General features: G+C 69.4%; 23 protein-coding genes and 1 tRNA gene. 11 read left to right on the top strand and 13 right to left on the bottom strand.

The features are described 5' to 3' along the window. Window positions 1–56: 56 nt before the first annotated feature. The gene (locus tag ACVN90_RS08635; protein WP_475101719.1) at window positions 57–446 is read left to right on the top strand and encodes an SHOCT domain-containing protein; all 390 of its coding nucleotides are present in this window, start codon (window positions 57–59) and stop codon (window positions 444–446) included. Window positions 447–521: 75 nt separating this feature from the next. On the opposite strand, the gene ACVN90_RS08630 is transcribed toward ACVN90_RS08635, so the two are convergent. From ACVN90_RS08630 to ACVN90_RS08610, 5 genes are all read right to left on the bottom strand, one after another. After that, window positions 522–1,289: an ABC transporter permease gene (locus tag ACVN90_RS08630; protein ID WP_310290718.1), complete on the bottom strand. Its 768-nt coding sequence runs from the start codon at window positions 1,287–1,289 to the stop codon at window positions 522–524. Further along, on the bottom strand, window positions 1,286–2,116 hold the full coding sequence (locus ACVN90_RS08625; protein WP_475101718.1) for an ABC transporter ATP-binding protein: 831 nt from the start codon (window positions 2,114–2,116) through the stop codon (window positions 1,286–1,288). Before ACVN90_RS08625 ends, ACVN90_RS08630 begins: the two co-directional genes overlap by 4 nt. After that, window positions 2,113–2,481 carry a DUF1048 domain-containing protein gene (locus tag ACVN90_RS08620; RefSeq protein ID WP_159844286.1) on the bottom strand — a complete coding sequence of 123 codons (369 nt, stop codon included), beginning with the start codon at window positions 2,479–2,481 and terminating at the stop codon, window positions 2,113–2,115. The genes ACVN90_RS08625 and ACVN90_RS08620 overlap by 4 nt, the downstream gene beginning before the upstream one ends. Before the next feature lie 2 nt (window positions 2,482–2,483). After that, window positions 2,484–2,843 carry a PadR family transcriptional regulator gene (locus tag ACVN90_RS08615; RefSeq protein ID WP_056367246.1) on the bottom strand — a complete coding sequence of 120 codons (360 nt, stop codon included), beginning with the start codon at window positions 2,841–2,843 and terminating at the stop codon, window positions 2,484–2,486. A 164-nt stretch (window positions 2,844–3,007) separates the two neighbouring features. Next, window positions 3,008–3,090 (bottom strand) — tRNA-Leu (locus ACVN90_RS08610). Between the two features lie 47 nt (window positions 3,091–3,137). Here ACVN90_RS08610 and ACVN90_RS08605 point away from each other — a divergent pair. Continuing rightward, on the top strand, window positions 3,138–3,761 hold the full coding sequence (locus ACVN90_RS08605; protein WP_109209425.1) for an ANTAR domain-containing response regulator: 624 nt from the start codon (window positions 3,138–3,140) through the stop codon (window positions 3,759–3,761). A 69-nt stretch (window positions 3,762–3,830) separates the two neighbouring features. Here ACVN90_RS08605 and ACVN90_RS08600 read toward each other — a convergent pair whose 3' ends face one another. Further along, on the bottom strand, window positions 3,831–4,262 hold the full coding sequence (locus ACVN90_RS08600) for a hotdog fold thioesterase (RefSeq protein WP_475101717.1): 432 nt from the start codon (window positions 4,260–4,262) through the stop codon (window positions 3,831–3,833). 63 nt (window positions 4,263–4,325) lie between these two features. On the opposite strand from ACVN90_RS08600, the gene polA reads away from it, so the two are divergent. Both polA and ACVN90_RS08590 read left to right on the top strand, forming a co-directional pair. Next, entirely contained in the window at window positions 4,326–6,983 is a 2,658-nt protein-coding gene (polA, locus tag ACVN90_RS08595) for a DNA polymerase I (protein WP_475101716.1), read from the top strand. A gap of 79 nt (window positions 6,984–7,062) precedes the next feature. Further along, window positions 7,063–8,736, top strand: coding sequence for a DUF885 domain-containing protein (locus tag ACVN90_RS08590; RefSeq protein ID WP_475101715.1), 1,674 nt, complete (start codon window positions 7,063–7,065; stop codon window positions 8,734–8,736). On the opposite strand, the gene ACVN90_RS08585 is transcribed toward ACVN90_RS08590, so the two are convergent. Then, on the bottom strand, window positions 8,737–9,366 hold the full coding sequence (locus ACVN90_RS08585) for a phosphoribosyltransferase (protein ID WP_475101714.1): 630 nt from the start codon (window positions 9,364–9,366) through the stop codon (window positions 8,737–8,739). Between the two features lie 89 nt (window positions 9,367–9,455). On the opposite strand from ACVN90_RS08585, the gene ACVN90_RS08580 reads away from it, so the two are divergent. The 3 genes from ACVN90_RS08580 to ACVN90_RS08570 are packed head-to-tail and all read left to right on the top strand — an operon-like array spanning window position 9,456 to window position 12,690. Continuing rightward, window positions 9,456–10,499, top strand: coding sequence for an LLM class flavin-dependent oxidoreductase (locus tag ACVN90_RS08580; protein WP_475101713.1), 1,044 nt, complete (start codon window positions 9,456–9,458; stop codon window positions 10,497–10,499). A 36-nt stretch (window positions 10,500–10,535) separates the two neighbouring features. Next, window positions 10,536–11,888, top strand: coding sequence for an MFS transporter (locus ACVN90_RS08575; RefSeq protein WP_475101712.1), 1,353 nt, complete (start codon window positions 10,536–10,538; stop codon window positions 11,886–11,888). Between the two features lie 43 nt (window positions 11,889–11,931). Beyond that, window positions 11,932–12,690, top strand: coding sequence for an SGNH/GDSL hydrolase family protein (locus ACVN90_RS08570; protein ID WP_475101711.1), 759 nt, complete (start codon window positions 11,932–11,934; stop codon window positions 12,688–12,690). Between the two features lie 7 nt (window positions 12,691–12,697). Here ACVN90_RS08570 and ACVN90_RS08565 read toward each other — a convergent pair whose 3' ends face one another. Next, window positions 12,698–13,267 (bottom strand): dihydrofolate reductase family protein, encoded by a 570-nt coding sequence (locus ACVN90_RS08565; RefSeq protein WP_475101710.1) that lies wholly within the window; start codon window positions 13,265–13,267, stop codon window positions 12,698–12,700. A 90-nt stretch (window positions 13,268–13,357) separates the two neighbouring features. On the opposite strand from ACVN90_RS08565, the gene ACVN90_RS08560 reads away from it, so the two are divergent. Together ACVN90_RS08560 and ACVN90_RS08555 are read left to right on the top strand one after the other, a co-directional pair. Then, complete coding sequence (locus ACVN90_RS08560; protein WP_475101709.1) at window positions 13,358–13,747, top strand: ArsR/SmtB family transcription factor; 390 nt, start codon at window positions 13,358–13,360, stop codon at window positions 13,745–13,747. Further along, entirely contained in the window at window positions 13,740–14,186 is a 447-nt protein-coding gene (locus tag ACVN90_RS08555) for an SRPBCC family protein (protein WP_475101708.1), read from the top strand. Before ACVN90_RS08560 ends, ACVN90_RS08555 begins: the two co-directional genes overlap by 8 nt. On the opposite strand, the gene ACVN90_RS08550 is transcribed toward ACVN90_RS08555, so the two are convergent. The 3 genes from ACVN90_RS08550 to ACVN90_RS08540 form a co-directional block, all read right to left on the bottom strand. Then, a complete protein-coding gene (locus ACVN90_RS08550) occupies window positions 14,140–14,649 on the bottom strand; it encodes a carbohydrate kinase family protein (RefSeq protein WP_475101707.1) in 510 nt (169 codons plus the stop codon). The two genes, ACVN90_RS08555 and ACVN90_RS08550, sit on opposite strands and share 47 nt — an antisense overlap. Next, complete coding sequence (locus ACVN90_RS08545) at window positions 14,649–15,569, bottom strand: pseudouridine-5'-phosphate glycosidase (RefSeq protein ID WP_475101706.1); 921 nt, start codon at window positions 15,567–15,569, stop codon at window positions 14,649–14,651. The genes ACVN90_RS08550 and ACVN90_RS08545 overlap by 1 nt, the downstream gene beginning before the upstream one ends. Before the next feature lie 103 nt (window positions 15,570–15,672). Continuing rightward, on the bottom strand, window positions 15,673–17,016 hold the full coding sequence (locus ACVN90_RS08540) for an MFS transporter (protein WP_475101705.1): 1,344 nt from the start codon (window positions 17,014–17,016) through the stop codon (window positions 15,673–15,675). A gap of 212 nt (window positions 17,017–17,228) precedes the next feature. Here ACVN90_RS08540 and ACVN90_RS08535 point away from each other — a divergent pair, with 212 nt between their 5' ends. Continuing rightward, window positions 17,229–17,492: a DUF6458 family protein gene (locus ACVN90_RS08535; RefSeq protein WP_378901684.1), complete on the top strand. Its 264-nt coding sequence runs from the start codon at window positions 17,229–17,231 to the stop codon at window positions 17,490–17,492. 52 nt (window positions 17,493–17,544) lie between these two features. Here the strand turns inward: ACVN90_RS08535 and ACVN90_RS08530 are convergent, their stop codons facing one another. After that, complete coding sequence (locus tag ACVN90_RS08530) at window positions 17,545–18,237, bottom strand: GNAT family N-acetyltransferase (protein ID WP_475101704.1); 693 nt, start codon at window positions 18,235–18,237, stop codon at window positions 17,545–17,547. Between the two features lie 84 nt (window positions 18,238–18,321). Between ACVN90_RS08530 and ACVN90_RS08525 the strand changes: the two genes are divergently transcribed. Continuing rightward, complete coding sequence (locus tag ACVN90_RS08525; RefSeq protein ID WP_475101703.1) at window positions 18,322–18,888, top strand: TetR/AcrR family transcriptional regulator; 567 nt, start codon at window positions 18,322–18,324, stop codon at window positions 18,886–18,888. A 25-nt stretch (window positions 18,889–18,913) separates the two neighbouring features. Here the strand turns inward: ACVN90_RS08525 and ACVN90_RS08520 are convergent, their stop codons facing one another. Next, window positions 18,914–19,780 carry an AraC family transcriptional regulator gene (locus ACVN90_RS08520; protein ID WP_475101702.1) on the bottom strand — a complete coding sequence of 289 codons (867 nt, stop codon included), beginning with the start codon at window positions 19,778–19,780 and terminating at the stop codon, window positions 18,914–18,916. Window positions 19,781–19,823: the final 43 nt, after the last annotated feature.

Genomic DNA, 19,823 nt, shown 5'->3' with positions numbered 1-19,823 from the left:
GGCTGCGACCACTACTGTGGTCGCAGCCGTCCGGCTTTTCGAGAAAGGTGACGCCGATGTTCTTCGGTGACTTCTGGTGGTTCCTGCTCTGGAGCTTCTACTTCATCGCCTACCTGTACATCGTGATTGTGATCATCACGGACCTGTTCCGAGACGAGGCCCTCAATGGGTGGCTCAAGGCGCTGTGGATCATCGCCCTCGTCTTCGTGCCGTTCCTCACCGCGCTGATCTACGTGATCGCCCGCGGCAAGGGCATGGCCGCGCGTGCGCAGGCCGCGCGCGGGGGAGTGGTGGCCGAGTCCGACGACTACCGTCCCAGCGCCTCGTCCAGTCCCGCGGAGGACATCGCGCAGGCGAAGGCGCTCCTCGACGCCGGCGCGATCTCGCAGGGCGAGTTCGACGCCCTGAAGAGCAAGGCGCTCGGCAACCAGTATTTCGGCGCTTAGCCCCGAGAACAGCGGAAGAGCGGATGCCTCGAATTCGAGGCATCCGCTCTTCCGCTGTGTATCGGTGTGCCGGCGTCAGCTGATCTTCTTGCGGTAGATCGCCATCGACGCGATGTACGCGACGACCAGGATGCCGACCAGCCATGCCATGGCGACCCAGATGTCGGTGCCGACCGGCTCGCCGGCGAACAGCGCCCGCATCGAGTCGACGATCGAGGTGACCGGCTGGTTCTCCGCGAACCACTGCACCGGGCCGGGCATGCTCTCGGTCGGGACGAAGGCCGAGCTGATGAACGGCAGGAAGATGAGCGGGTACGAGAACGCGCTCGCGCCGTCCACCGTCTTCGCCGTGAGGCCCGGGATCACCGCGAGCCATGTGAGCGCAAGGGTGAACAGCACCAGCATGCCGATCACGCCCATCCACGCCCCGAAGCTCGCGCCGGTGCGGAACCCCATCAGCAGAGCCACGCCGATGACGAGGGCCAGCGAGACGAGGATCGAGACGAGCGACGTCAGCACGTGCGCCCACAGCACTCCCGATCGCGCGATCGGCAGCGACTGGAACCGCTCGAAGATGCCGCTCTGCATGTCCAGGAACAGCCGGTACGCGGTGTAGGCGATGCCCGAGGCGATCGTGATGAGCAGGATCCCCGGGAGCATGTAGTCGATGTACGACCCCTTCGCCCCGCCGGTGTCGATCGCCCCGCTGAACACATAGACGAACAGCAGCATCAGCGCGATCGGGGTGACCGCGGTGGTGATGATGGTGTCGGGGCTGCGCAGGATGTGCCGCAGCGACCGGCTGGTGAGAACGGCGGTGTCGCCGATGATGTGCGTGGTCATCGTCCTTCCTTCCGTGTCGTGGCGGCGCCCTTTCGCCCGGAGGCGTCGGCGGCGTCGCCGGGTTCTGCGGTCTCTTCCTCGCCGGTGAGAGCGAAGAAGACGTCCTCGAGGCTCGGCTGCTTCTCGACGTACTCGACCTCCGCCGGCGGCAGGAGCTTCTTGAGCTCCTCCAGCGTGCCGTCGACGATGATCCGGCCCCTGTGGAGGATCGCGATGCGGTCGGCGAGCTGCTCGGCCTCTTCGAGGTACTGCGTGGTCAGCAGCACGGTCGTGCCGCCCCGCGCCAGCTCCCGGACGGCGTCCCAGACCTCGAGGCGCGCCGCGGGGTCGAGACCGGTCGTGGGCTCGTCGAGGAAGATCACCGGCGGGTCGCCGATGAGGCTCATCGCGATGTCGAGCCGTCGCCGCATGCCGCCGGAGTACGTCGACACCTTGCGGGAGCCGGCATCCGTGAGCGAGAAGCGGTCGAGGAGGGCGTCTGCGATCCCACCGGGATCGGGCAGGTGGCGCAGCTGCGAGATGAGCACGAGGTTCTCGCGCCCGCTCAGCACCTCGTCCACCGCGGCGAACTGCCCGGTGAGGCTGATCGTCTGGCGCACCTTCTGGGCCTGGGCGACGACGTCGAACCCGGCGATCGCGGCGGTGCCGGCATCCGGCCTCAGCAGCGTCGAAAGGATGCGGACGACCGTGGTCTTGCCCGCGCCGTTCGAGCCGAGCAGCGCGAAGATGCTGCCCCGCGCCACGTCGAAGTCGACGCCGCGCAGCACGTGCAGGTCCTTATAGGACTTCTCGAGCCCTTGGACCCGGATGGCGGTGTCGGTGGTCATTTCTGGTCTCCTCGTTCTGCGTCGTCGATCGCCTTGTTGAGGCGTGCGCGCTCCTTGTCGATCCACTGCTTGCCGGAGTACGCGGCGGTGAACTCCTCGGCGAACGCCGAGGCGTCCTCGCCGACGATGTCGCGCACCGGGGTGCCGTCGGCTGCCGCGCGCTCCCAGAGGTCGGCGGAGTCGCCGAGCATCTGCATCATCGTGACGCCGTCGGTCATTCCGCCGACGGTCATGAAGTACCGGTCCAGCGCCTTGGCGGCGCCGCGGTAGGGCTCGGGCAGCGCCTCGATGCGCGCCTTGTACTGGCGGTACTGCTTCTTCTGCTCGAGCGAGCCGGTGACGACTTCGTACCACTTGGCGGCCATGATCAGTCCTCTTCCTGGGGGTTGGCGTTGCTGTCTGCGTGTTCGCGGTGGAGCTGTTCGATGCGTTCTGCGAGGAAGCTCCAGGTCCTCCAGAATTCCGCGAGCTGCTCGCGGCCCTGCGCGTTGAGGGAGTACACCTTGCGCGGTGGCCCCTTCTCCGACGGGACCTTCTCGACGTCGACGAGGCCGCGCTGCTCGACCCTGACCAGCAGGGCGTAGACCGTGCCTTCGGCGATGTCGGAGAAGCCCTGGTCCCGCAGCCACGAGGTGATCTCGTACCCGTAGGCGGGACGGCCGGAGAGGATCGCGAGCACGATGCCCTCCAACGTGCCCTTGAGCATCTCGGTCTCCTGCTTGCCCATGGCGCACCTCCTTCTGACTACTCAGTGTTGTTGACTACCAGTAGAAAGTAACACTAGGTACCAGTACTTAGCAACACCGAATACCAAAGATTCTCGGGAAGGCGGAGAACGAGAAGAGCGGATGCCTCGAATCGAGGCATCCGCTCTGAGAGAAGTCGGGAGAGTGCCGGTGGTGGGAGTCGAACCCACACGCCCTTGCGGGCAACCGAGTTTGAGTCGGTCGCGTCTGCCATTCCGCCACACCGGCCCGCGCGCCGTGCCGCGCGTCCGCGTTTGACCATACCGTAGGATTCAATGGTGACTGAGCAGGAGCAGACCGCCGCATCGACGGCTTCCACCCCCCGCCGCGTCGTGGTCGCCGAAGACGAGTCGCTCATCCGGCTCGACATCGTCGAGATCCTCCGCGACAACGGATTCGACGTCGTCGGAGAAGCCGGAGACGGAGAGACCGCGGTGGCCCTGGCCACCGAGCTGCGGCCCGACCTCGTGATCATGGACGTCAAGATGCCGCAGCTGGACGGCATCTCGGCCGCCGAGAAGCTCAGCAAGAACCACATCGCCCCTGTCGTGCTGCTCACCGCCTTCAGCCAGAAGGAGCTCGTCGAGCGCGCGAGCGAGGCCGGCGCCCTGGCGTACGTCGTGAAGCCCTTCACCCCGAACGACCTGCTGCCCGCGATCGAGATCGCGCTGGCGCGCTACGAGCAGATCATCACGCTCGAGGCCGAGGTCGCCGACATGGTCGAGCGCTTCGAGACCCGCAAGCTCGTCGACCGTGCGAAGGGCCTCCTCAACGAGAAGATGGGCCTCAGCGAGCCAGAGGCGTTCCGCTGGATCCAGAAGGCGTCGATGGACCGCCGCCTCACCATGCAGGACGTCGCGAAGGCGATCATCGAGCAGCTGGCGCCCAAGAAGGGCTGACCCCTCACTGCTGACAGAGAAGCGGATGTCTCGTCACGAGGCATCCGCTTCTCTCATCCCCGCCCGGACTCAGACGGGCGGCAGGTCCTTGATGTGGTTCGTGATGCGCACGGTCGAGCACCGGCGGCCGTCCTGGTCGGTGACGACGATCTCGTGGACCGCGAGCGTGCGACCGAGGTGGACGGGCGTGCAGACACCCGTGACGATGCCCGTCGTCGCGGAGCGCGTGTGCGTGGCGTTGATGTCGACACCGACCGCGAGGCGGCCCGGGCCGGCGTAGAGGTTCGCCGCCATCGAGCCCAGCGATTCGCCCAGCACGACATACGCGCCGCCGTGCAGCAGCCCGACCGGCTGGGTGTTGCCCTCCACCGGCATCGTCGCCACGGCGCGCTCGACGGAGAACTCGGTGAAGACGATCCCCATCTTCTCGGCGAGGGCGCCCATGCCGCGATTCGCCGCCCACGCAAGGCCGTCGACGGGGGAGGGGGAGTGCTCGGGCATGCGTCGCCTTCGGGGGTGCGGGGCGGGAGATCGGGTGTCGCCGGCCCTGACTAGGCTTGCAGGGTGACGGACTCCGCAAAGCCTACCCTTCTCGTCGTCGACGGCCATTCGCTGGCATATCGGGCTTTCTACGCCCTCCCCGTCGACAACTTCTCCACGAAGGACGGCCAGCACACGAACGGGATCTACGGGTTCCTCGCGATGCTCATCAACCTGATCAAGGCGGAGAAGCCGACGCACCTCGCGGTGGCTTTCGACACCTCGCGGCAGTCCTTCCGCACCCGCGAGTACACCGAGTACAAGGCGAACCGCTCCGAGACGCCGTCCGAGTTCAAGGGGCAGATCCCGCTCCTGCAGGACTGCCTCGCAGCGATGAGCATCCAGGTGCTCCAGCAGGAAGACATCGAGGCCGACGACATCCTCGCGACGCTCGCCACACAGGGCGCGTCGCAGGGGTTCCAGGTGCTCGTGTGCTCGGGCGACCGCGACACGATCCAGCTGGTGAACGACGACGTCACGCTCCTGTATCCGAACGTGCAGGGCGTCTCGCAGCTCAAGCGCTACGACCGCGACGCCGTCATCGAGCGCTACGGCGTGCCGCCCGAGCAGTACCCCGACATCGCGGCGCTCGTGGGCGAGACGAGCGACAACCTGCCCGGCGTCCCGAAGGTCGGCGAGAAGACCGCCGTGAAGTGGCTCACCCAGTTCGGCTCGCTCGACGCGCTGCTCGAGGGCGCCGACTCCATCAAGGGCGTCGTCGGCGGCAACCTGCGGGACCACCTCGACGACGTGCGCCGCAACCGCCGCCTCAACCGGCTGCTCACCGACGTCGACCTGCCGCTCGGCCCCGACGACCTCGAGGTGCAGCCGATGGACGCGCAGGCGGTGCGCGACATCTTCTCGCGCCTCGAGTTCAAGACCCTCATCCCGCGCGTGGCGGAACTCGCCGGGATCGAGCAGCAGATGGCCGCGGTCACGTCGGCGGCGGCCGAGCTCGCACCCGCCGCCGACGAGCTCGCGCCCGCGGAATTCGCCGCATGGCTGGAAGGCGCGACCGGTGAGCTCGGCGTGACGATCACGGTCGAGGGCGGCCTCCCGGCGCGCATCGGCGTCGCCACGAAGGATGCCGCCGCCGAGGCGTCATGGACCCCCGAGCTGGCGACGGCCATCGCGCCGTGGATCGCCTCCGACGCCCCCAAGGTCCTCGCGGACGCGAAGCCGCAGGTGAAGGCGCTGCGACGGGTGGGCCTGCGCCTCGGCGGACTCGCGTTCGACGTGATCCTCGCCGGGTGGCTCTTGCGCCCGAGCTTCCCCGACAAGACGCTGGCCGATCTCGTCGATCGTTACCTCGACGAGAAGCTGCCCGAATCCGACCCGACGCAGCTCGTGCCCGAGACCGACGGCGCCACGACCGGTCAGCTCTCCTGGTACTTGATGCGCGTCGCCACCGCCGTGCGCGCGGAGCTCCCCGAGAGCGTGGCCGCCGTCCTCACCGACATCGAGCTGCCGACCCTCCATACCCTCGCCGACATGGAGCTCGCGGGCGTCGCCGTGTCGCACGCCACACTGTCGCAGTTCTCCGGCGAGCTGGGCGCCCGCGCCGACACCCTCGCCCAGGAGGCGTACGCCGCGATCGGCCGCGAGGTGAACCTCGGCTCGCCGAAGCAGCTGCAGGAGGTGCTGTTCGAAGAGCTGCAGCTGCCGAAGACCCGCAAGACCAAGACGGGCTACTCGACGGATGCTGCGGTCCTGGCCGATCTGCAGGAGACCAACCCGCACCCGTTCCTCGACCTGCTGCTGCAGCACCGCGAGGCGACGAAGCTGCGGCAGATCATCGAGTCGCTCGACAGCGCCATCGGCGGCGACCGCACAAGCGGGGCAGACGGCCGCATCCACACGACCTACGTGCAGACCGGCAGCCAGACCGGGCGCCTCTCGAGCACCGACCCGAACCTGCAGAACATCCCGATCCGCACAGAGGAGAGCCGCCGCATCCGTTCGGCGTTCACCGTCGGCGAGGGCTACGAGACGCTGCTCACCGCCGACTACTCGCAGATCGAGATGCGCATCATGGCCCATCTCTCCGAGGACCCCGGCCTCATCGAGGCGTTCAACTCCGGAGAAGACACGCACCGGTTCGTCGGCTCGCGCGTCTTCGGCGTCACCCCGGAAGACGTGACCCCCGCAATGCGAACGAAGGTCAAGGCGATGTCGTACGGCCTCGTCTACGGACTCTCGGCGTTCGGTCTGTCGAAGCAGCTGCGCATCGAGCAGTCCGAGGCGAAGCAGCTGATGATGGAGTACTTCGCGCGCTTCGGTGCGGTGCGCGACTACCTGCGCTCGTCGGTCGAGCAGGCACGGATCGACGGCTACACCGAGACGATCTTCGGTCGCCGACGCCCGTTCCCCGACCTCGCCAGCCCCAACCGTGTCCTCCGCGAGAACGCCGAGCGAGCCGCCCTCAACGCGCCGATCCAGGGCAGCGCGGCCGACATCATGAAGATCGCGCTCTTCCACATCCACGACGACTTCGCCGCTCAGCAGCTGGGCTCGCGCGTGCTGCTGCAGATCCACGATGAGCTCGTGATCGAAGTGGCGCCGGGGGAGTGGGACGCCGCCGAGCAGATCGTCCGCACCCGCATGGGCGATGCGGCGCAACTGTCCGTGCCGCTCGACGTGCAGATCGGTCGCGGCGACAACTGGGACGTCGCCGGTCACTGATCGGCGTACGCGCGAACGGGACCTCCGGCACCCGGATCCTCGTTTGGCGGCACCGCGTCCCATGCCTAGGCTCGGTGCTATGACAGACGAAACCCGCACGCCCACGCAGATCGACACGATCGCTGATGCGTGGGTCGACACCCTCGCCGAACTCGAGCCCCGGATCGCCACCTACATCGGTCGCGACGAGTACAACGACCGGTTCGGCGACTACAGCCCGGCGGGCCAGGAGCGACTGATCGATGAGGGCCGCAAGACCCTCGCCGCGCTTCACGCCGCGGACGCGGTCGACGACATCGACGTCGTCACGAAGGAGGACCTCGGTCAGCAGATCCAGCTCGAGCTCGACCTGCACGACGCGAAGTGGCACCTTCGCGACCTCAACGTCATCGACTCGCACGCGCAGAACATCCGCGCGGTGTTCGACCTGATGCCCACCGCGACGACCGACGACTGGTCGGTCATCGCTGCGCGTCTGGCAGCGGTTCCCGGCGCGATCGACGGCTACGTCGAGACGCTCCGCGAGGGCATCTCGCAGGGCGTGGTGCCTGCCCGCCGGCAGGTCACCGAGGTCGCGACGCAGATCGCCCGCTACACCGCGGAGAACGGCTTCTTCGCGACGTTCGCCGCCGAGGCCGCCCCCGAGGAGGGTCAGCTCCCGGCCTCCCTCGCCCGCGACCTCGCCGACAACGCGAACGCCGCCCGCGTCGCCTACGACCAGCTCGCCGCGTTCCTCTCGAACGAGCTCGCCCCCGTCGCCCTCGAGAAGGATGCCGTCGGCCGCGAGCTTTACGCGCTGCACTCGCGGCGCTTCCTCGGCGCCACGATCGACCTCGACGAGACCTACGAGTGGGGCGTCGAGGAGCTCGCGCGCATGGTCGCCGAGCAGGAGGCGATCGCGAACGAGATCAAGGCCGGCGCCTCGGTCGAGGAGGCGGTCGCGTTCCTCGAGCAGGACACGAACCGCAAGCTGTACGGCACCGATGCGCTGCAGAAGTGGATGCAGGAGACCAGCGACCGCGCCGTCGCCGAGCTCGGCAAGACGCACTTCGACATCGCGGAGCCCATCCGCAAGCTCGAGTGCATGATCGCGCCCACCAAGGAAGGCGGGATCTACTACACCGGGCCGACCGACGACTTCTCGCGTCCTGGCCGCATGTGGTGGTCGGTGCCCGAGGGCGTCGAGGACTTCGACACCTGGCGCGAGCTCACGACGGTGTACCACGAGGGTGTCCCCGGCCACCACCTCCAGATCGCGCAGGCCGTGTACAACCGCGCGCAGCTGAACACGTACCGCCGCCTCCTCGGCGGCACCTCGGGTCACGCCGAGGGATGGGCGCTCTACGCCGAGCGCCTGATGGAGCAGCTGGGCTACCTGTCCGACCCCGCCGACCGGCTGGGCATGCTCGACGGCCAGCGCATGCGCGCCGCCCGCGTCGTGCTCGACATCGGCGTGCACCTCGAGAAGCCGCGTCCCGACGGGCAAGGCCCGTGGGACGCCGACTTCGCGCTCGAGTTCATGCTGCGGAACGTGAACATGCCCGACGAGTTCGTGAAATTCGAGGTCAACCGCTACCTCGGCTGGCCGGGCCAGGCGCCGTCGTACAAGGTCGGCCAGCGCATCTGGGAGCAGCTGCGCGACGAGGTCGCCGAGCGCGAGGGCGAAGCGTTCTCGATCAAGCAGTTCCACAAGCGCGCTCTCGACCTCGGTGGTGTCGGCCTCGACACCCTGCGGTCCGCGCTGACGCGCTGATCAATCGCCGAGGTCGTGGCGCAACAGCGCCACGACCTCGGCATCCGTCGTCTGCCGGAAGTCGTCGTAGTACTGGCCCACGGCCCAGAAGTCGGCCTCACGGTAGGGGCACACGAACGCATCGACGGCGTCAACCGGCGGTTCCCATTGTTCCGGCGCGACGGGCACAGCCAGCACGACCTGCTCGGGGTCGCGGGCGCGCAGCGCCCTGCACGCCGCGATGGCGGTCGCGCCCGTCGCGACGCCGTCATCGACCACGATGGCCGTGCGCCCTGACAGCTCCACGGACGCCGAGCCGAAGGCATCCGTCCGCCGTGCCAGCTCGTCGCGCTCCGCCGCCTCGACGCGCTCGAGATCTTCCGGCGACATGCCCGCCCACCGCATCGCGCCGGGCGTGACGATGCGGACGCCCTCGGCGATCGCGCCGACCGCGTACTCCTTGTGGCCTGACGCGCCGAGCTTGCGCACGACGACCGCGTCCAGTTCGAGCCCGAGCGCTTCGGCGACCGCCGCTGCGACGACGACGCCGCCCCTCGGGATGCCGAGGACCACGGCATCCGTTCCCCGCCATCGTTCGAGCTCTGCGGCGAGCTCACGCCCGGCTGACCGGCGATCCGTGAACGGGATCATGCCTCCACGCTACGCTCGCGTCGCGCGGCCGTCTCGGGAATGCCCCCACCGGCCCGCCGGTTCATGCAGATGCATAGAAGGAGAAGCACATGACATCTGGCGACCCTGCCACGATCGAACTCGGACTCGACACCTTCGGCGACGTGACCCGCGACGCCTCCGGAGAGCTGATCAGCGGCGCCCAGACGATCCGCAACGTCGTCGAGCAGGCAGTTCTGGCCGACCGCGTCGGCCTGTCGTTCTTCGGGGTGGGGGAGCACCACCGCCGCGAGTTCGCGGTGTCGAGCCCCGAGATCGTGCTCGCGGCCGCCGCCGCGCGCACGGAGCGCATCCACCTCGGAACCGCCGTCACGGTGCTCTCGAGTGACGATCCGGTGCGTGTCTTCGAGCGGTTCTCGACCCTGGATGCCGTCTCGAACGGGCGCGCCGAGGTCATCCTCGGCCGTGGATCCTTCATCGAGTCGTTCCCGCTGTTCGGCTACGACCTGCGCGACTACGAAGCGCTGTTCGACGAGAAGCTCGACCTCTTCTCTCAGTTGCTGACGGAGAAGCCCGTCACCTGGAGCGGGACGCTCCGGGCGTCCCTCGACGAGGCCGACGTCTTCCCCAAGACCGAGAACGGACTGCGGGCCTGGGTCGGCGTGGGCGGCACGCCGGAGTCGGCGGTGCGCGCGGCGCGGTACGGGTACGGGCTCATGCTCGCGATTATCGGGGGCCCTGCTGGGCGCTTCGCGCCCTTCGCCGAGCTGTACCGCCAGTCGCTCGACACGTTCGAGCAGCCGCAGCTGCCGGTGGGGGTGCACTCGCCGGGCCATGTCGCCGAAACCGATCAGCAGGCCTGGGATGAGGCGTACCAGGGTTTCGAAGCGATGAACAACTCGATCGGCCGCGAGCGCGGCTGGCCGACCTACAACCGGCTCCGCTTCCAGCACGATGTCGGCCCCGAGGGCGCGTTGTATGTCGGCTCACCCGAGACGGTCGCCCGCAAGATCGCCGCCACCGTGCAGGCGCTCGGTGCCTCCCGCTTCGACATGAAGTTCTCGACCGGCACGCTTTCGCACGAGAAGATGATGCGCTCCATCGAGCTGTTCGGCACCGAAGTGGTCCCGCGCGTGCGCGACATGCTGTCGTGAGACCCGCGAGGGCTGCAGCATCCGTAGCATGACGCTATGACGGATGCCGCCACCCGCGCGTCGTCGACGCTCTCGGAGCGTCTCGACAGCCTGCCCTTCACCCGCAAGCACCTGCGGGTGCTCACCGGCTCGGGGATCGGGTGGGCGCTGGACGCGATGGACGTCGGGCTCATCTCCTTCATCATCGCGGCGCTGGCGGCGCAGTGGAGTCTCACCCCGACCGAGGCGAGCTGGATCGCCTCGGTCGGCTTCGTCGGCATGGCGATCGGCGCCAGCGTCGGCGGCCTCCTCGCCGACCGCTTCGGGCGTCGTCAGGTGTTCGCGCTCACGCTCCTCGTGTACGGGCTCGCGACCGGTGCGAGCGCGCTCGTCGGCGGGCTCGCGGCACTTCTCGTGCTGAGGTTCCTCGTGGGCCTGGGGCTGGGCGCGGAACTGCCGGTCGCGAGCACCTACGTGAGCGAGTTCGCTCCGGCGCGTATGCGGGGGCGTCTGATCGTGATCCTCGAGGCCTTCTGGGCCGTCGGCTGGACCCTCGCGGCGCTCATCGGGTACTTCGTGATCCCGGCCTCCGAGGACGGCTGGCGCTGGGCGTTCGCGCTGGGTGCGATCCCCGCACTGTACGCGCTCATCGTGCGCTGGGGCCTGCCCGAGTCGGCGCGCTGGCTCGAGCGGCGAGGGCGGTTCAGCCAGGCGGAGTCCGTGGTGCGCTCGTTCGAAGACGCCGCCCGCGTCCCCGCGGCCCCTGTCGCCGGGCGGCAGTCGGCGCCACCGGCTGCGGCGACATCGCTGGGTGAGAGGCTCGGCACGCTGTGGTCGGCCGAATTCCGTGTCCGCACCGCCTGCCTTTGGCTGGTGTGGTTCTGCGTCAACTTCTCGTACTACGGCGCGTTCATCTGGATCCCCTCGATCCTCGTCGCCCAGGGGTACGACCTCGTGCGGTCCTTCGGCTTCACCCTGATCATCACGCTGGCGCAGCTGCCCGGGTACGCGGTGGCGGCCTGGCTCATCGAGGTGTGGGGGCGCCGCGCGACGCTCTCCGTCTTCCTCATCGGCTCTGCAGTGTCGGCGATCTTCTTCGGCACCGCATCCGGGCCCGGTGCGATCATCGCCGCCGGCATGGCGCTCTCGTTCTTCAATCTCGGCGCCTGGGGTGCCCTGTATGCCGTGACTCCGGAGATGTACCCGACGTCGCTGCGCGCCACCGGCTCGGGCTGGGCGGCGGGTGTCGGACGCATCGCGTCGATCGTGGCGCCCCTGGTCGTGCCGCCGCTCCTCGTCGCCGGCGGTGCGCCCGTGCTGTTCGTCGTGTTCGCGGCGTTCTTCGCGGTCGCGGCGGCCGCGGCGTGGGGACTCGTCGATCGCCGGGGTGTCGCCCTCGACGACCGCTGAGCGGTGGCGGGACGCGCGCCCCACCGGTCGTAGGCTTGAGCCCGTGGCATCCGTTCGATACGTCGCGATCGGCGACTCCTTCACCGAGGGCGTGGGCGACGAACTCCCCGACGGCCATGTGCGCGGCTGGGCCGACCTCGTCGCTCACGGGTGGGCGAACGCCACCGGTGAGGGCGTCGAGTACGCGAATCTCGCGATCCGCGGAAAGCTCGTGTGGCCGATCGTCGAGCAGCAGCTCGAGCCGGCGCTCGCTCTGAAGCCGACCCACTTGTCTTTCAACGGCGGCGGCAATGACATGCTGCGCCCGCGCACGAGCGTCGCACACGTGCTCGCGGCGTTCGAGACGGTGCTGCGCCGCTGCGACGAGGAGGGCGTCCAGCTCATCGTGCTCTCGGGGGCGAATCCGACGGCGCAGCTGCCGCTGAAGCGCGTGATCCAGCGCCGCGGCGACCTTCTGTCGTACGCCGTCGAGGCGCGTCTGGCTGCCCGCACCGACGTCGTGCAGGCGTACAACTGGTTCGACGAGGAGCTGGCGACGCCGCCGTACTGGTCGGAGGACCGCCTGCACATGAACTCCCGCGGACACCACCGTGTCGCTGCCCGCGTGCTCAGCGCGCTCGGCGTCGAGCCGGTGCCGGAGTGGTGGTCGCAGCCGCCGCTTCCGCCGATGGGACCGCGCGGCGCAGCCTACTATCGCGAGCACGTCGGGCCGTGGGTGAGGCGCCGCCTCACCGGCACGTCATCGGGCGACGGACGAGAGCCGAAGTTCGGTCAGTGGAGCGAGATCGCCCCGACCCGCTGACAGCCTCTCACGCGGCGCCGCCGATGACCGCATAGGTCAGCTCGGCGAACGCGCCAGCCTGTCGTACGGCCGTCAGCTCGAGCCGATCGGCTCCCAGGCTGCGCGGGAGGAGCGGCTTGCCCGACGGCAGCGTCGCGGGAGCGATCGACACGCGGATCTCGTCCAGCAGTCCCGCATCGGCGAATTGACCCGCGAGGTCGCCACCGCCGACGATCCACACGTCGCGGTCGCCCGCCGCGTCGCGGATCTGCGGCCACACCTGGCGCACGTCACCAGAGGCGAAGCGGATGTCGACGCCGGGCACCACGGGCTGCTCCTTGCTCGTGAACACCCACGTGGGGCGGTCGCCGTAGTACGACGGCCACTTCTCGGGGTGGGCGACCAGATCTTCGTGCTCGAGCACCCACCGGTACGTCGACGAGCCCTGCACGAGCACGCCGATGCCGGAGAGGAAGCGCTGGAAGTCCTCGTCGCCGCCCTCGCCGCCCGGAGCGGCGAAGAGCCACTCCAGCGAGTCGTGGTCGTCGGCGAGGAAGCCGTTGAGCGTGGTGGCGGTGTAGAAGACGACGCGGGGCATGCGGTCACGGTAGCGCGCATCTCCGACAAACGCTTGACTCGATATTCAACCAAGTAGTACTGTACCGATCAGTTGAATAAAGGAGGCGAGATGACCGATGCACTGAGCCGCACATTCGCGGCACTCGCCGACCCGACGCGTCGCGCGATGCTCGCGCGGCTGAGCGAAGGCGAGGCGACGGTGGGGGAGCTCGCCGAGCCGTTCGACATGACGTTCGCCGCCGTGTCGAAGCACCTGCGCGTGCTCGAAGGAGCGGGGCTCGTCACCCGGGGCCGCAACGCCCAGTACCGCCCGGCCCGGCTCGACGCGCGGCCCCTGGCTGCGGCATCCGACTGGATCGGCGGCTACGCGCAGTTCTGGGAAGACAGCCTCGGCGCCCTTGATCACTATCTCAACGCCCTGCAGCAGCTCGGGGCGCCCCGCACCGCACCGACCGGCGGCCCCGCCGCACCCACCGAGAAGGAGAACGACCATGACTGAGTACTTCACCGTCACGCGCACCCTGCAGGCTCCCCGCGAGCTCGTGTTCGAGACCCTGACGAAGCCCGAGCACTTCGCCGTGTGGTTCGGCACCGCGGCCGTCGAGGTGCCGCAGGACAGCCTCACGATGGACGTCCGGCCGGGGGGCGCCTTCCGCGCCGTCATGCTGCTGCCCGACGGCAACCGCATCGACTGGGCGGGGGAGTACAAGGTGGTCGAGCCGCCGTCGCACCTCGCGATGACGCTGACCGACCAGCCCGGCGACGACGCGGGGCTTCCCGTGCTGTTCGACCTGGAAGAGGCCGGCGACGGCACCGTGCTCACGATCCGCCAGGACCGCAGCGACTTCTCCGACGAGCAGGTCGCCGCGACCATCGCCGGTTACAACTCGTTCATCGACGACATCGAGCGTGTGCTGGAGCGTCTCCAGAACGCCTGATCGCTGTCACACCCTGCGCAGCGGCCCGGGTCGCAGCATCCGTCACCGCCTGCGCGGAGCGCGCCGACGCGAAGCCGTACAGGGGCGCATGCACCCATTCGGCGTCGGCGAGCCACGCCGGATCGATGCCGTCGAGCTCGGCTGCCGCGCCGCGATCGGTGATCATGGTGCGCTCGCCCACGGCGTCGACGAGCACCACGATCGAGCCGGTGCGGCCGTGCCGCTGCACCTTGGCGTCGACGCCGGCGGCCTCGAGCTCTCCGACGAGCGCGCGGGCGAGGGTGTCGTCGCCGACACGGCCGATGAAGCGGGACGGATGCTGCGCCACCGCCGCCACCGCCACGTTCGCGGCGCTTCCGCCCCGCGTGAGACGCACCTCGGCGGGATTGTCGGTGCCGCGCTCGAGCGCCGCGCCGCCGAGGACGATGAGGTCGGCGACGAGGTCGCCGATCACGACGAGCATCAGACGTCGCCGGCGAGTGCCTGCGCGATGCGCGCGCCGAGGTCGACGTTGCCGCGGTACACGGCGACGTTCACGTCGAGGCTGCGTCCGCCCGTCTCCCGCTGGAAGAAGTCGAGCAGGAACGGCGTCGTGTCGTGCCCCGAGACCCCTGCGGCGTCGGCCGCGGCGAGCGCCCGCGCGAGCACGTCGTCGTGCAGTGCCGGGTCGAGCTGGCGATCCGCGGCCACGGGATTCGCGACGAGCAGCGTCGACGAGATGCCCAGGGCGTCGCGCGCGCGGGCGATCGCGGCGATCTCGGCCGGGGAATCCACCGAGTACTCGACGTCGTGGCCGGAGTCGCCGACGTAGAACCCGGGGTAGTCGGTGGTGCGGTAGCCGACCACGGTGAGGTTCAAGGTCTCGAGGCGCTCGAGGGTCAGCGCGATGTCGAGGATCGACTTGACGCCCGCGCTCACCACGACGAGCGGGAGGCCGGCGAGGGTCGGCAGATCGGCGGATTCGTCGAAGGTCTGCGCGGCCCCCCGATGCACACCGCCGAGTCCTCCGGTCGAGAAGACCCGCACGCCCGCCCGCGCCGCGAGGTGCGCCGTGGCCGCGACGGTGGTGCCCGCGCTGAGTCCTTTCACCACCGCGACGGGCACATCACGCACGCTCGCCTTCACGACACCGTCCGTCGTCGAGAGTCGCTCGATCTCGTCGGGCGACAGACCCACCGTGGGTCGGCCGTCCACGATGCCGATCGTCGCGGGCACGACGCCCAGCGCGCGGACGCGGGCCTCCGCTTCGAGCGCCACCGCGACATTGCGCGGTCGCGGCAGGCCGTGCGTGAAGATCGTCGACTCCAGCGCGAGCACGGGATCGCCCGCGGCGACGGCTTCGCGCACCTCCGGGGCGATGACGAGGGGATCGGACACGGGCATCCTTTCGATCCGGGCAGCTCGTCCGGCCCGGATAGGGACACAGTATCGAGCGGATGCTGCCGCCCCGCCCGACGCGCGGGCTCGAGTCGTGCGATGCCGGCGCTCAGCGGCGCGGGCGACGCGGCGTCCTGGGCGGGTCCATCCCCAGGCGGATGCGCGTGCGCTTGCGCTCGATGACGATGAACACGCTGCCGAGCGCCCACAGCGGCACCTGCATGAGGAACGCCAGGCGGAACGCGTCGAGGTTGTACGTCGCGGGCGTGCCGGCGCCCTGCAGGTCGAGCGCCAGGCCGATGAGGAGGATCGCGACCAGCGCCGCGAGGAACCCGCCGGCGTTCGTCACCCCCGTCGCGGTGCTGAGGCGGTGCGAGGGGTTGTGCGTCCGGGCGTGGTCGAAGGCGATCATCGACGCGGGTCCTCCGGTCGCGAGGGCGACGGCGAGCGCGATGAGCAGCCACAGCGGCGCGGGGCCGGGGTACGCGATGACGGCCAACCAGGCGACCGCCTGCACGGCGACGGTCGGCAGCACGAGCGCCCGTGATCGCAGGTGCGGGATGCGCCGCGAGAGTTCCCCGATGATCGGCCCGAGCGCCATGCCCACCACGACATACAGCGACATGATCGACGCGGCTCCTGCCGTGCTGAGGCCTTCTCCGGCGGTGAGGAAGGGCATGCCCCACAGCAGCACGAATGCGGTTCCCGCGAATGGCGTCGTGAAGTGCGACCAGAACGCGAGGCGCGTCCCGGGATGCGCCCACGCCGCGCGGATGCCGACCCCGGTGTCGACCGACGAGGTCACGACGCGGATCGCGCCGGTGTCGGTGTCGACCGAGACGTCCTCGTCACGGTCTGCCGGGTGGTTGCGGATCAGGAGGAACACGAGGATCGCGAACAGCACGCCGAGTCCGGCGATGCTGCCGAACGTGATCGTCCACGACGTGGCGTGCAGCAGCGCCGCGAGCGGGATCAGCGCGACCAGCTGGCCGGCCTGGCCCACGATGCCGGTGAGCTGCACCATGATCGGGCCGCGCTGCGCGGGGAACCAGGTCGCGATGAGGCGCAGCACGCCCGGGAAGATCGCCGCGTCGCCGGCGCCGAGCAGCATGCGGGCGAGGATCGCGACGCCGACGCTGGGGGAGACCGCCATGGTGAGCTGTCCCACCGCCATCAGCAGCATCCCGACAGTCATGATCGGCCGCGCACCGTATCGGTCGAGCAGCACGCCGATCGGGATCTGCATGCCGCCGTACACCGCGAGCTGCACCACTGCGAAGAGCGACAGGGTGGCGGCGTCGGCGTCGAAACGCGCCGCCGCATCGACGCCCACGGCGCTCAAAGAAGAGCGGTTCGTGATCGCGAGGACGTACCCGGCGACGCCGACAGTCCAGATCACCCAGGCATATGCTCCCGGCCCCGTCGCGCGAGGACGGGACAGACTGTGCACCATTCCACAGTAGTCACCGTGACGGATGCCTCGGCCAGCGGCCGCCGACTCACCGGGTCGCAGACCGGCATGACCGTGAATCGGCGCCTTGCGGCAGCATCCGTCACCTGTCAACCCCCTCCCGCGCACGCCGACGGATGCGGGAGCGTACGTACGGGACCACTCGTCCCGAGACAGGGGAGGCTGATCGCCGCGCCCCGGAAAGGACACCTCGCATGAGTATCGGAGCAGGCATCGCCCTCTTCGCCATCGGAGCGATCCTCGCGTTCGCGGTGAACGTGGAGGTCGAGTGGGTGAATCTCGACATGATCGGCTACATCCTCATGGGTGCCGGAGCCGTCATCTTCCTGGTCGGCATCGTTCTGCTGGCGCGCCGCCGCCGGTCGGAGTCCGTCACCCGGACCGCCGTCGACCCGAACGTCAACGAGCAGGTCACGCGCCGGAGCACGAGCTCGACCGACGACGCCGCCGGACTCTGAACGACCTTCCGGCCGCGGACGCTGCGGCGTCCGCGGCCGGAGTCCTGCGCGCTCAGTCCGCGGTGGGCGCCGAATCGATCGCCGCGCGGAACGCCTCGACCCCGCGCATCTCGATCGGCGAGCCGAGCGCGGTGACGTGATCGCCCCGCAGCGACTCCCAGCCCTCGCGCGACATCGTGAAGCGGTTGTGCAGGACCGCGACACCCTCGCGGGCGACCTGGAACGCGCCGTCGGGCTCATAGCCCACGCGGCGTGACACGGCGTTCGACGGGCCGTTGTCGACGAAGGCGCCCGATGTCGCCTCCCGCGCGCCGAGACCATCGAATGCGAGGTGCAACGCGAGCATCCGCATGCGTGTGCCGATGCCGCGCCCTTGGTGAGCGCGGCCGAGCCACGATCCGGTGGTGACGCGGCGCAGCACCGGCCACTCGCTCGCCGTGAGCCCCTGGACACCGGCCGGGATGCCGTCGTGCATCACGGCGAGCTCGAGGATGAACGCATCGGGGGAGATGCGGTTGCGGATTCCCCATTGGTACGCAAGGACGCTCCGTGCGACGTCGTCGGCCGTGCCCCGGGACCAGGGGTGCTCGAACGGCATCATCTCGGGATCATGGATGCCGCGTCCCGCGAGTTCCGCGAGCTGCACGAGCAGATCGTCGTCGATCCAGCGGAGTTCGATGTCGCCCGCGCGCACCGATACCGCCGAGGCGGGCCAGAGGCGGGCGAGCGCGCCGGTGTGCGACATCCCGGAAGTCTGCCAGACGGCGGTGACAGAGGATAGAGTGACCGGGCGCCCACTCTAGTGGGCGCCCGCCCATTTGGAGGATCGATGCCTACCGGTCACGCACTCGATGATGCCCGCGGCCTCCTGCTGGAGGCGGGGCGCAGCATCCTCGCGTCGCAGGGAGCCAACGCCCTGACGAGTAGATCGGTGACCGAGGCGTCCGGAGTCGCGAAAGGCGTTCTGCATCGCCATTTCCAGGACTTCGACGCCTACGTCGCGGCACTGGTCGTGGACGAGGCCATCCGCATCCAGGCGATCGAGCCGCGGGTGGGGGACTCCGCCGCGGCGGCGACCACGGATGTGATCGAGCAGACCTTCACACCGACGATGCTCGGGCTCACGAGCCTGGTCATCGGCCGCGACGGAGTGCGGCGGCTCGTCGGCGATGGTTCGCCCGGCATTCCGCTGCTGGGCGACGCGACGGCTGCCGTCGCGGACGTCCTGGCGGCGGGGCGCGAGGTGGGCTGGATCCGGGAGGACGCCGACGTCTCCGTTCTTGCACTGGCGCTCGCAGGGAGCGCGTATCTGCTGTCAGCAGGGGAGTCGGGCGCCCTCCCGGATCACGACGCGGTGCAGGAGGTCGTCGAGTCGATCCTCGCGTCCTCCCTCTGACGCCGGCGGGAGAGCAGTTCGGCCGTTACTCGCGCTCGACCGGGAGCCACAGCTCGCATGTCGCCGTGCTGAAGTCCGGGGCCCTGTCGAGCACCGCGACGATCGACGGACCCGGCCGGAGACGCCAGGGGTTCGACGGGAACCAATCGCTCGCCGTTGCCGCCCACGTCTCCTGCAGCGCGGTGGGGTAGGGGCCTTCCGTGCGAAAGACGGCCCATGCACCCGCCGGAACCACGATCACGTCGAGATCATCGGGCACGGACGCGCCCTCACCGACCGCGACGCCGTGGAGGTAAGTCAGCTCGCTGCCCTCTGTGTAGTCGGGGTCGACGTCTGCACTCACCTGGAGCAGGCCCGCGGGCTCAGTGCTGCTCAGGCTCTTCAGTCGGGAGTGCTCGGAGACAGGAAGCGCGGAGATGTGCGCCTGGATATGAGGATTGACGCCTTCGTGAATGAGGGGCACGCGTGCGGCGTGGCCGACGAGCAGGAATGCCGGCCGATCGGCGATGCGGGTGTCCATGGGTGTGTTCCCTTCTACTGTCAGGCGGAACCTGAGCTGCGGTTGTGAGCGAAGGGGACCGCCGTCGCGGCGCACGTCGGCGGGACCGACACCGTGCACCGTACGGAACGCACGACCGAACGCCTCCGTGGAGCCGTAGCCGTAGCGGACCGCGATCTCGAGCATCTCGCCATCACCGAGCAGGTCGGCGACCGCGACGGTCATGCGCCGACGCCGGATGTACTCCGACAGCGGCATGCCCGCGAGCGACGAGAACATGCGGCGCACGTGATATTCGGTGGTGCCGAGGCTTCCGGCGATGCGGGCGAGGTCGACGTCAGCCGACAGGTCGGCCTCGACGAGCTCGATGACGCGGTTGAGAGTCGCGATCACGGTTCCTCCTTCGACACTCAGCCTCGTCGAGCGCGAAGGAGCG

It is taken from the genome of Microbacterium sp. F01 (assembly GCF_056156365.1).
Note: the sequence above shows the minus strand (reverse complement) of the source record. Positions and strands in the feature narration are given on the sequence as shown.

Bases quoted from the DNA above. Each gene is read 5' to 3' on its own strand.
- ACVN90_RS08635 (WP_475101719.1), top strand. From the start codon at position 57: ATGTTCTTCGGTGACTTCTGGTGGTTCCTGCTCTGGAGCTTCTACTTC.
- ACVN90_RS08630 (WP_310290718.1), bottom strand. From the start codon at position 1,289: ATGACCACGCACATCATCGGCGACACCGCCGTTCTCACCAGCCGGTCG.
- ACVN90_RS08625 (WP_475101718.1), bottom strand. From the start codon at position 2,116: ATGACCACCGACACCGCCATCCGGGTCCAAGGGCTCGAGAAGTCCTAT.
- ACVN90_RS08620 (WP_159844286.1), bottom strand. From the start codon at position 2,481: ATGGCCGCCAAGTGGTACGAAGTCGTCACCGGCTCGCTCGAGCAGAAG.
- ACVN90_RS08615 (WP_056367246.1), bottom strand. From the start codon at position 2,843: ATGGGCAAGCAGGAGACCGAGATGCTCAAGGGCACGTTGGAGGGCATC.
- ACVN90_RS08605 (WP_109209425.1), top strand. From the start codon at position 3,138: ATGGTGACTGAGCAGGAGCAGACCGCCGCATCGACGGCTTCCACCCCC.
- ACVN90_RS08600 (WP_475101717.1), bottom strand. From the start codon at position 4,262: ATGCCCGAGCACTCCCCCTCCCCCGTCGACGGCCTTGCGTGGGCGGCG.
- ACVN90_RS08590 (WP_475101715.1), top strand. From the start codon at position 7,063: ATGACAGACGAAACCCGCACGCCCACGCAGATCGACACGATCGCTGAT.
- ACVN90_RS08585 (WP_475101714.1), bottom strand. From the start codon at position 9,366: ATGATCCCGTTCACGGATCGCCGGTCAGCCGGGCGTGAGCTCGCCGCA.
- ACVN90_RS08580 (WP_475101713.1), top strand. From the start codon at position 9,456: ATGACATCTGGCGACCCTGCCACGATCGAACTCGGACTCGACACCTTC.
- ACVN90_RS08575 (WP_475101712.1), top strand. From the start codon at position 10,536: ATGACGGATGCCGCCACCCGCGCGTCGTCGACGCTCTCGGAGCGTCTC.
- ACVN90_RS08565 (WP_475101710.1), bottom strand. From the start codon at position 13,267: ATGCCCCGCGTCGTCTTCTACACCGCCACCACGCTCAACGGCTTCCTC.
- ACVN90_RS08560 (WP_475101709.1), top strand. From the start codon at position 13,358: ATGACCGATGCACTGAGCCGCACATTCGCGGCACTCGCCGACCCGACG.
- ACVN90_RS08555 (WP_475101708.1), top strand. From the start codon at position 13,740: ATGACTGAGTACTTCACCGTCACGCGCACCCTGCAGGCTCCCCGCGAG.
- ACVN90_RS08550 (WP_475101707.1), bottom strand. From the start codon at position 14,649: ATGCTCGTCGTGATCGGCGACCTCGTCGCCGACCTCATCGTCCTCGGC.
- ACVN90_RS08545 (WP_475101706.1), bottom strand. From the start codon at position 15,569: ATGCCCGTGTCCGATCCCCTCGTCATCGCCCCGGAGGTGCGCGAAGCC.
- ACVN90_RS08540 (WP_475101705.1), bottom strand. From the start codon at position 17,016: ATGGTGCACAGTCTGTCCCGTCCTCGCGCGACGGGGCCGGGAGCATAT.
- ACVN90_RS08535 (WP_378901684.1), top strand. From the start codon at position 17,229: ATGAGTATCGGAGCAGGCATCGCCCTCTTCGCCATCGGAGCGATCCTC.
- ACVN90_RS08530 (WP_475101704.1), bottom strand. From the start codon at position 18,237: ATGTCGCACACCGGCGCGCTCGCCCGCCTCTGGCCCGCCTCGGCGGTA.
- ACVN90_RS08525 (WP_475101703.1), top strand. From the start codon at position 18,322: ATGCCTACCGGTCACGCACTCGATGATGCCCGCGGCCTCCTGCTGGAG.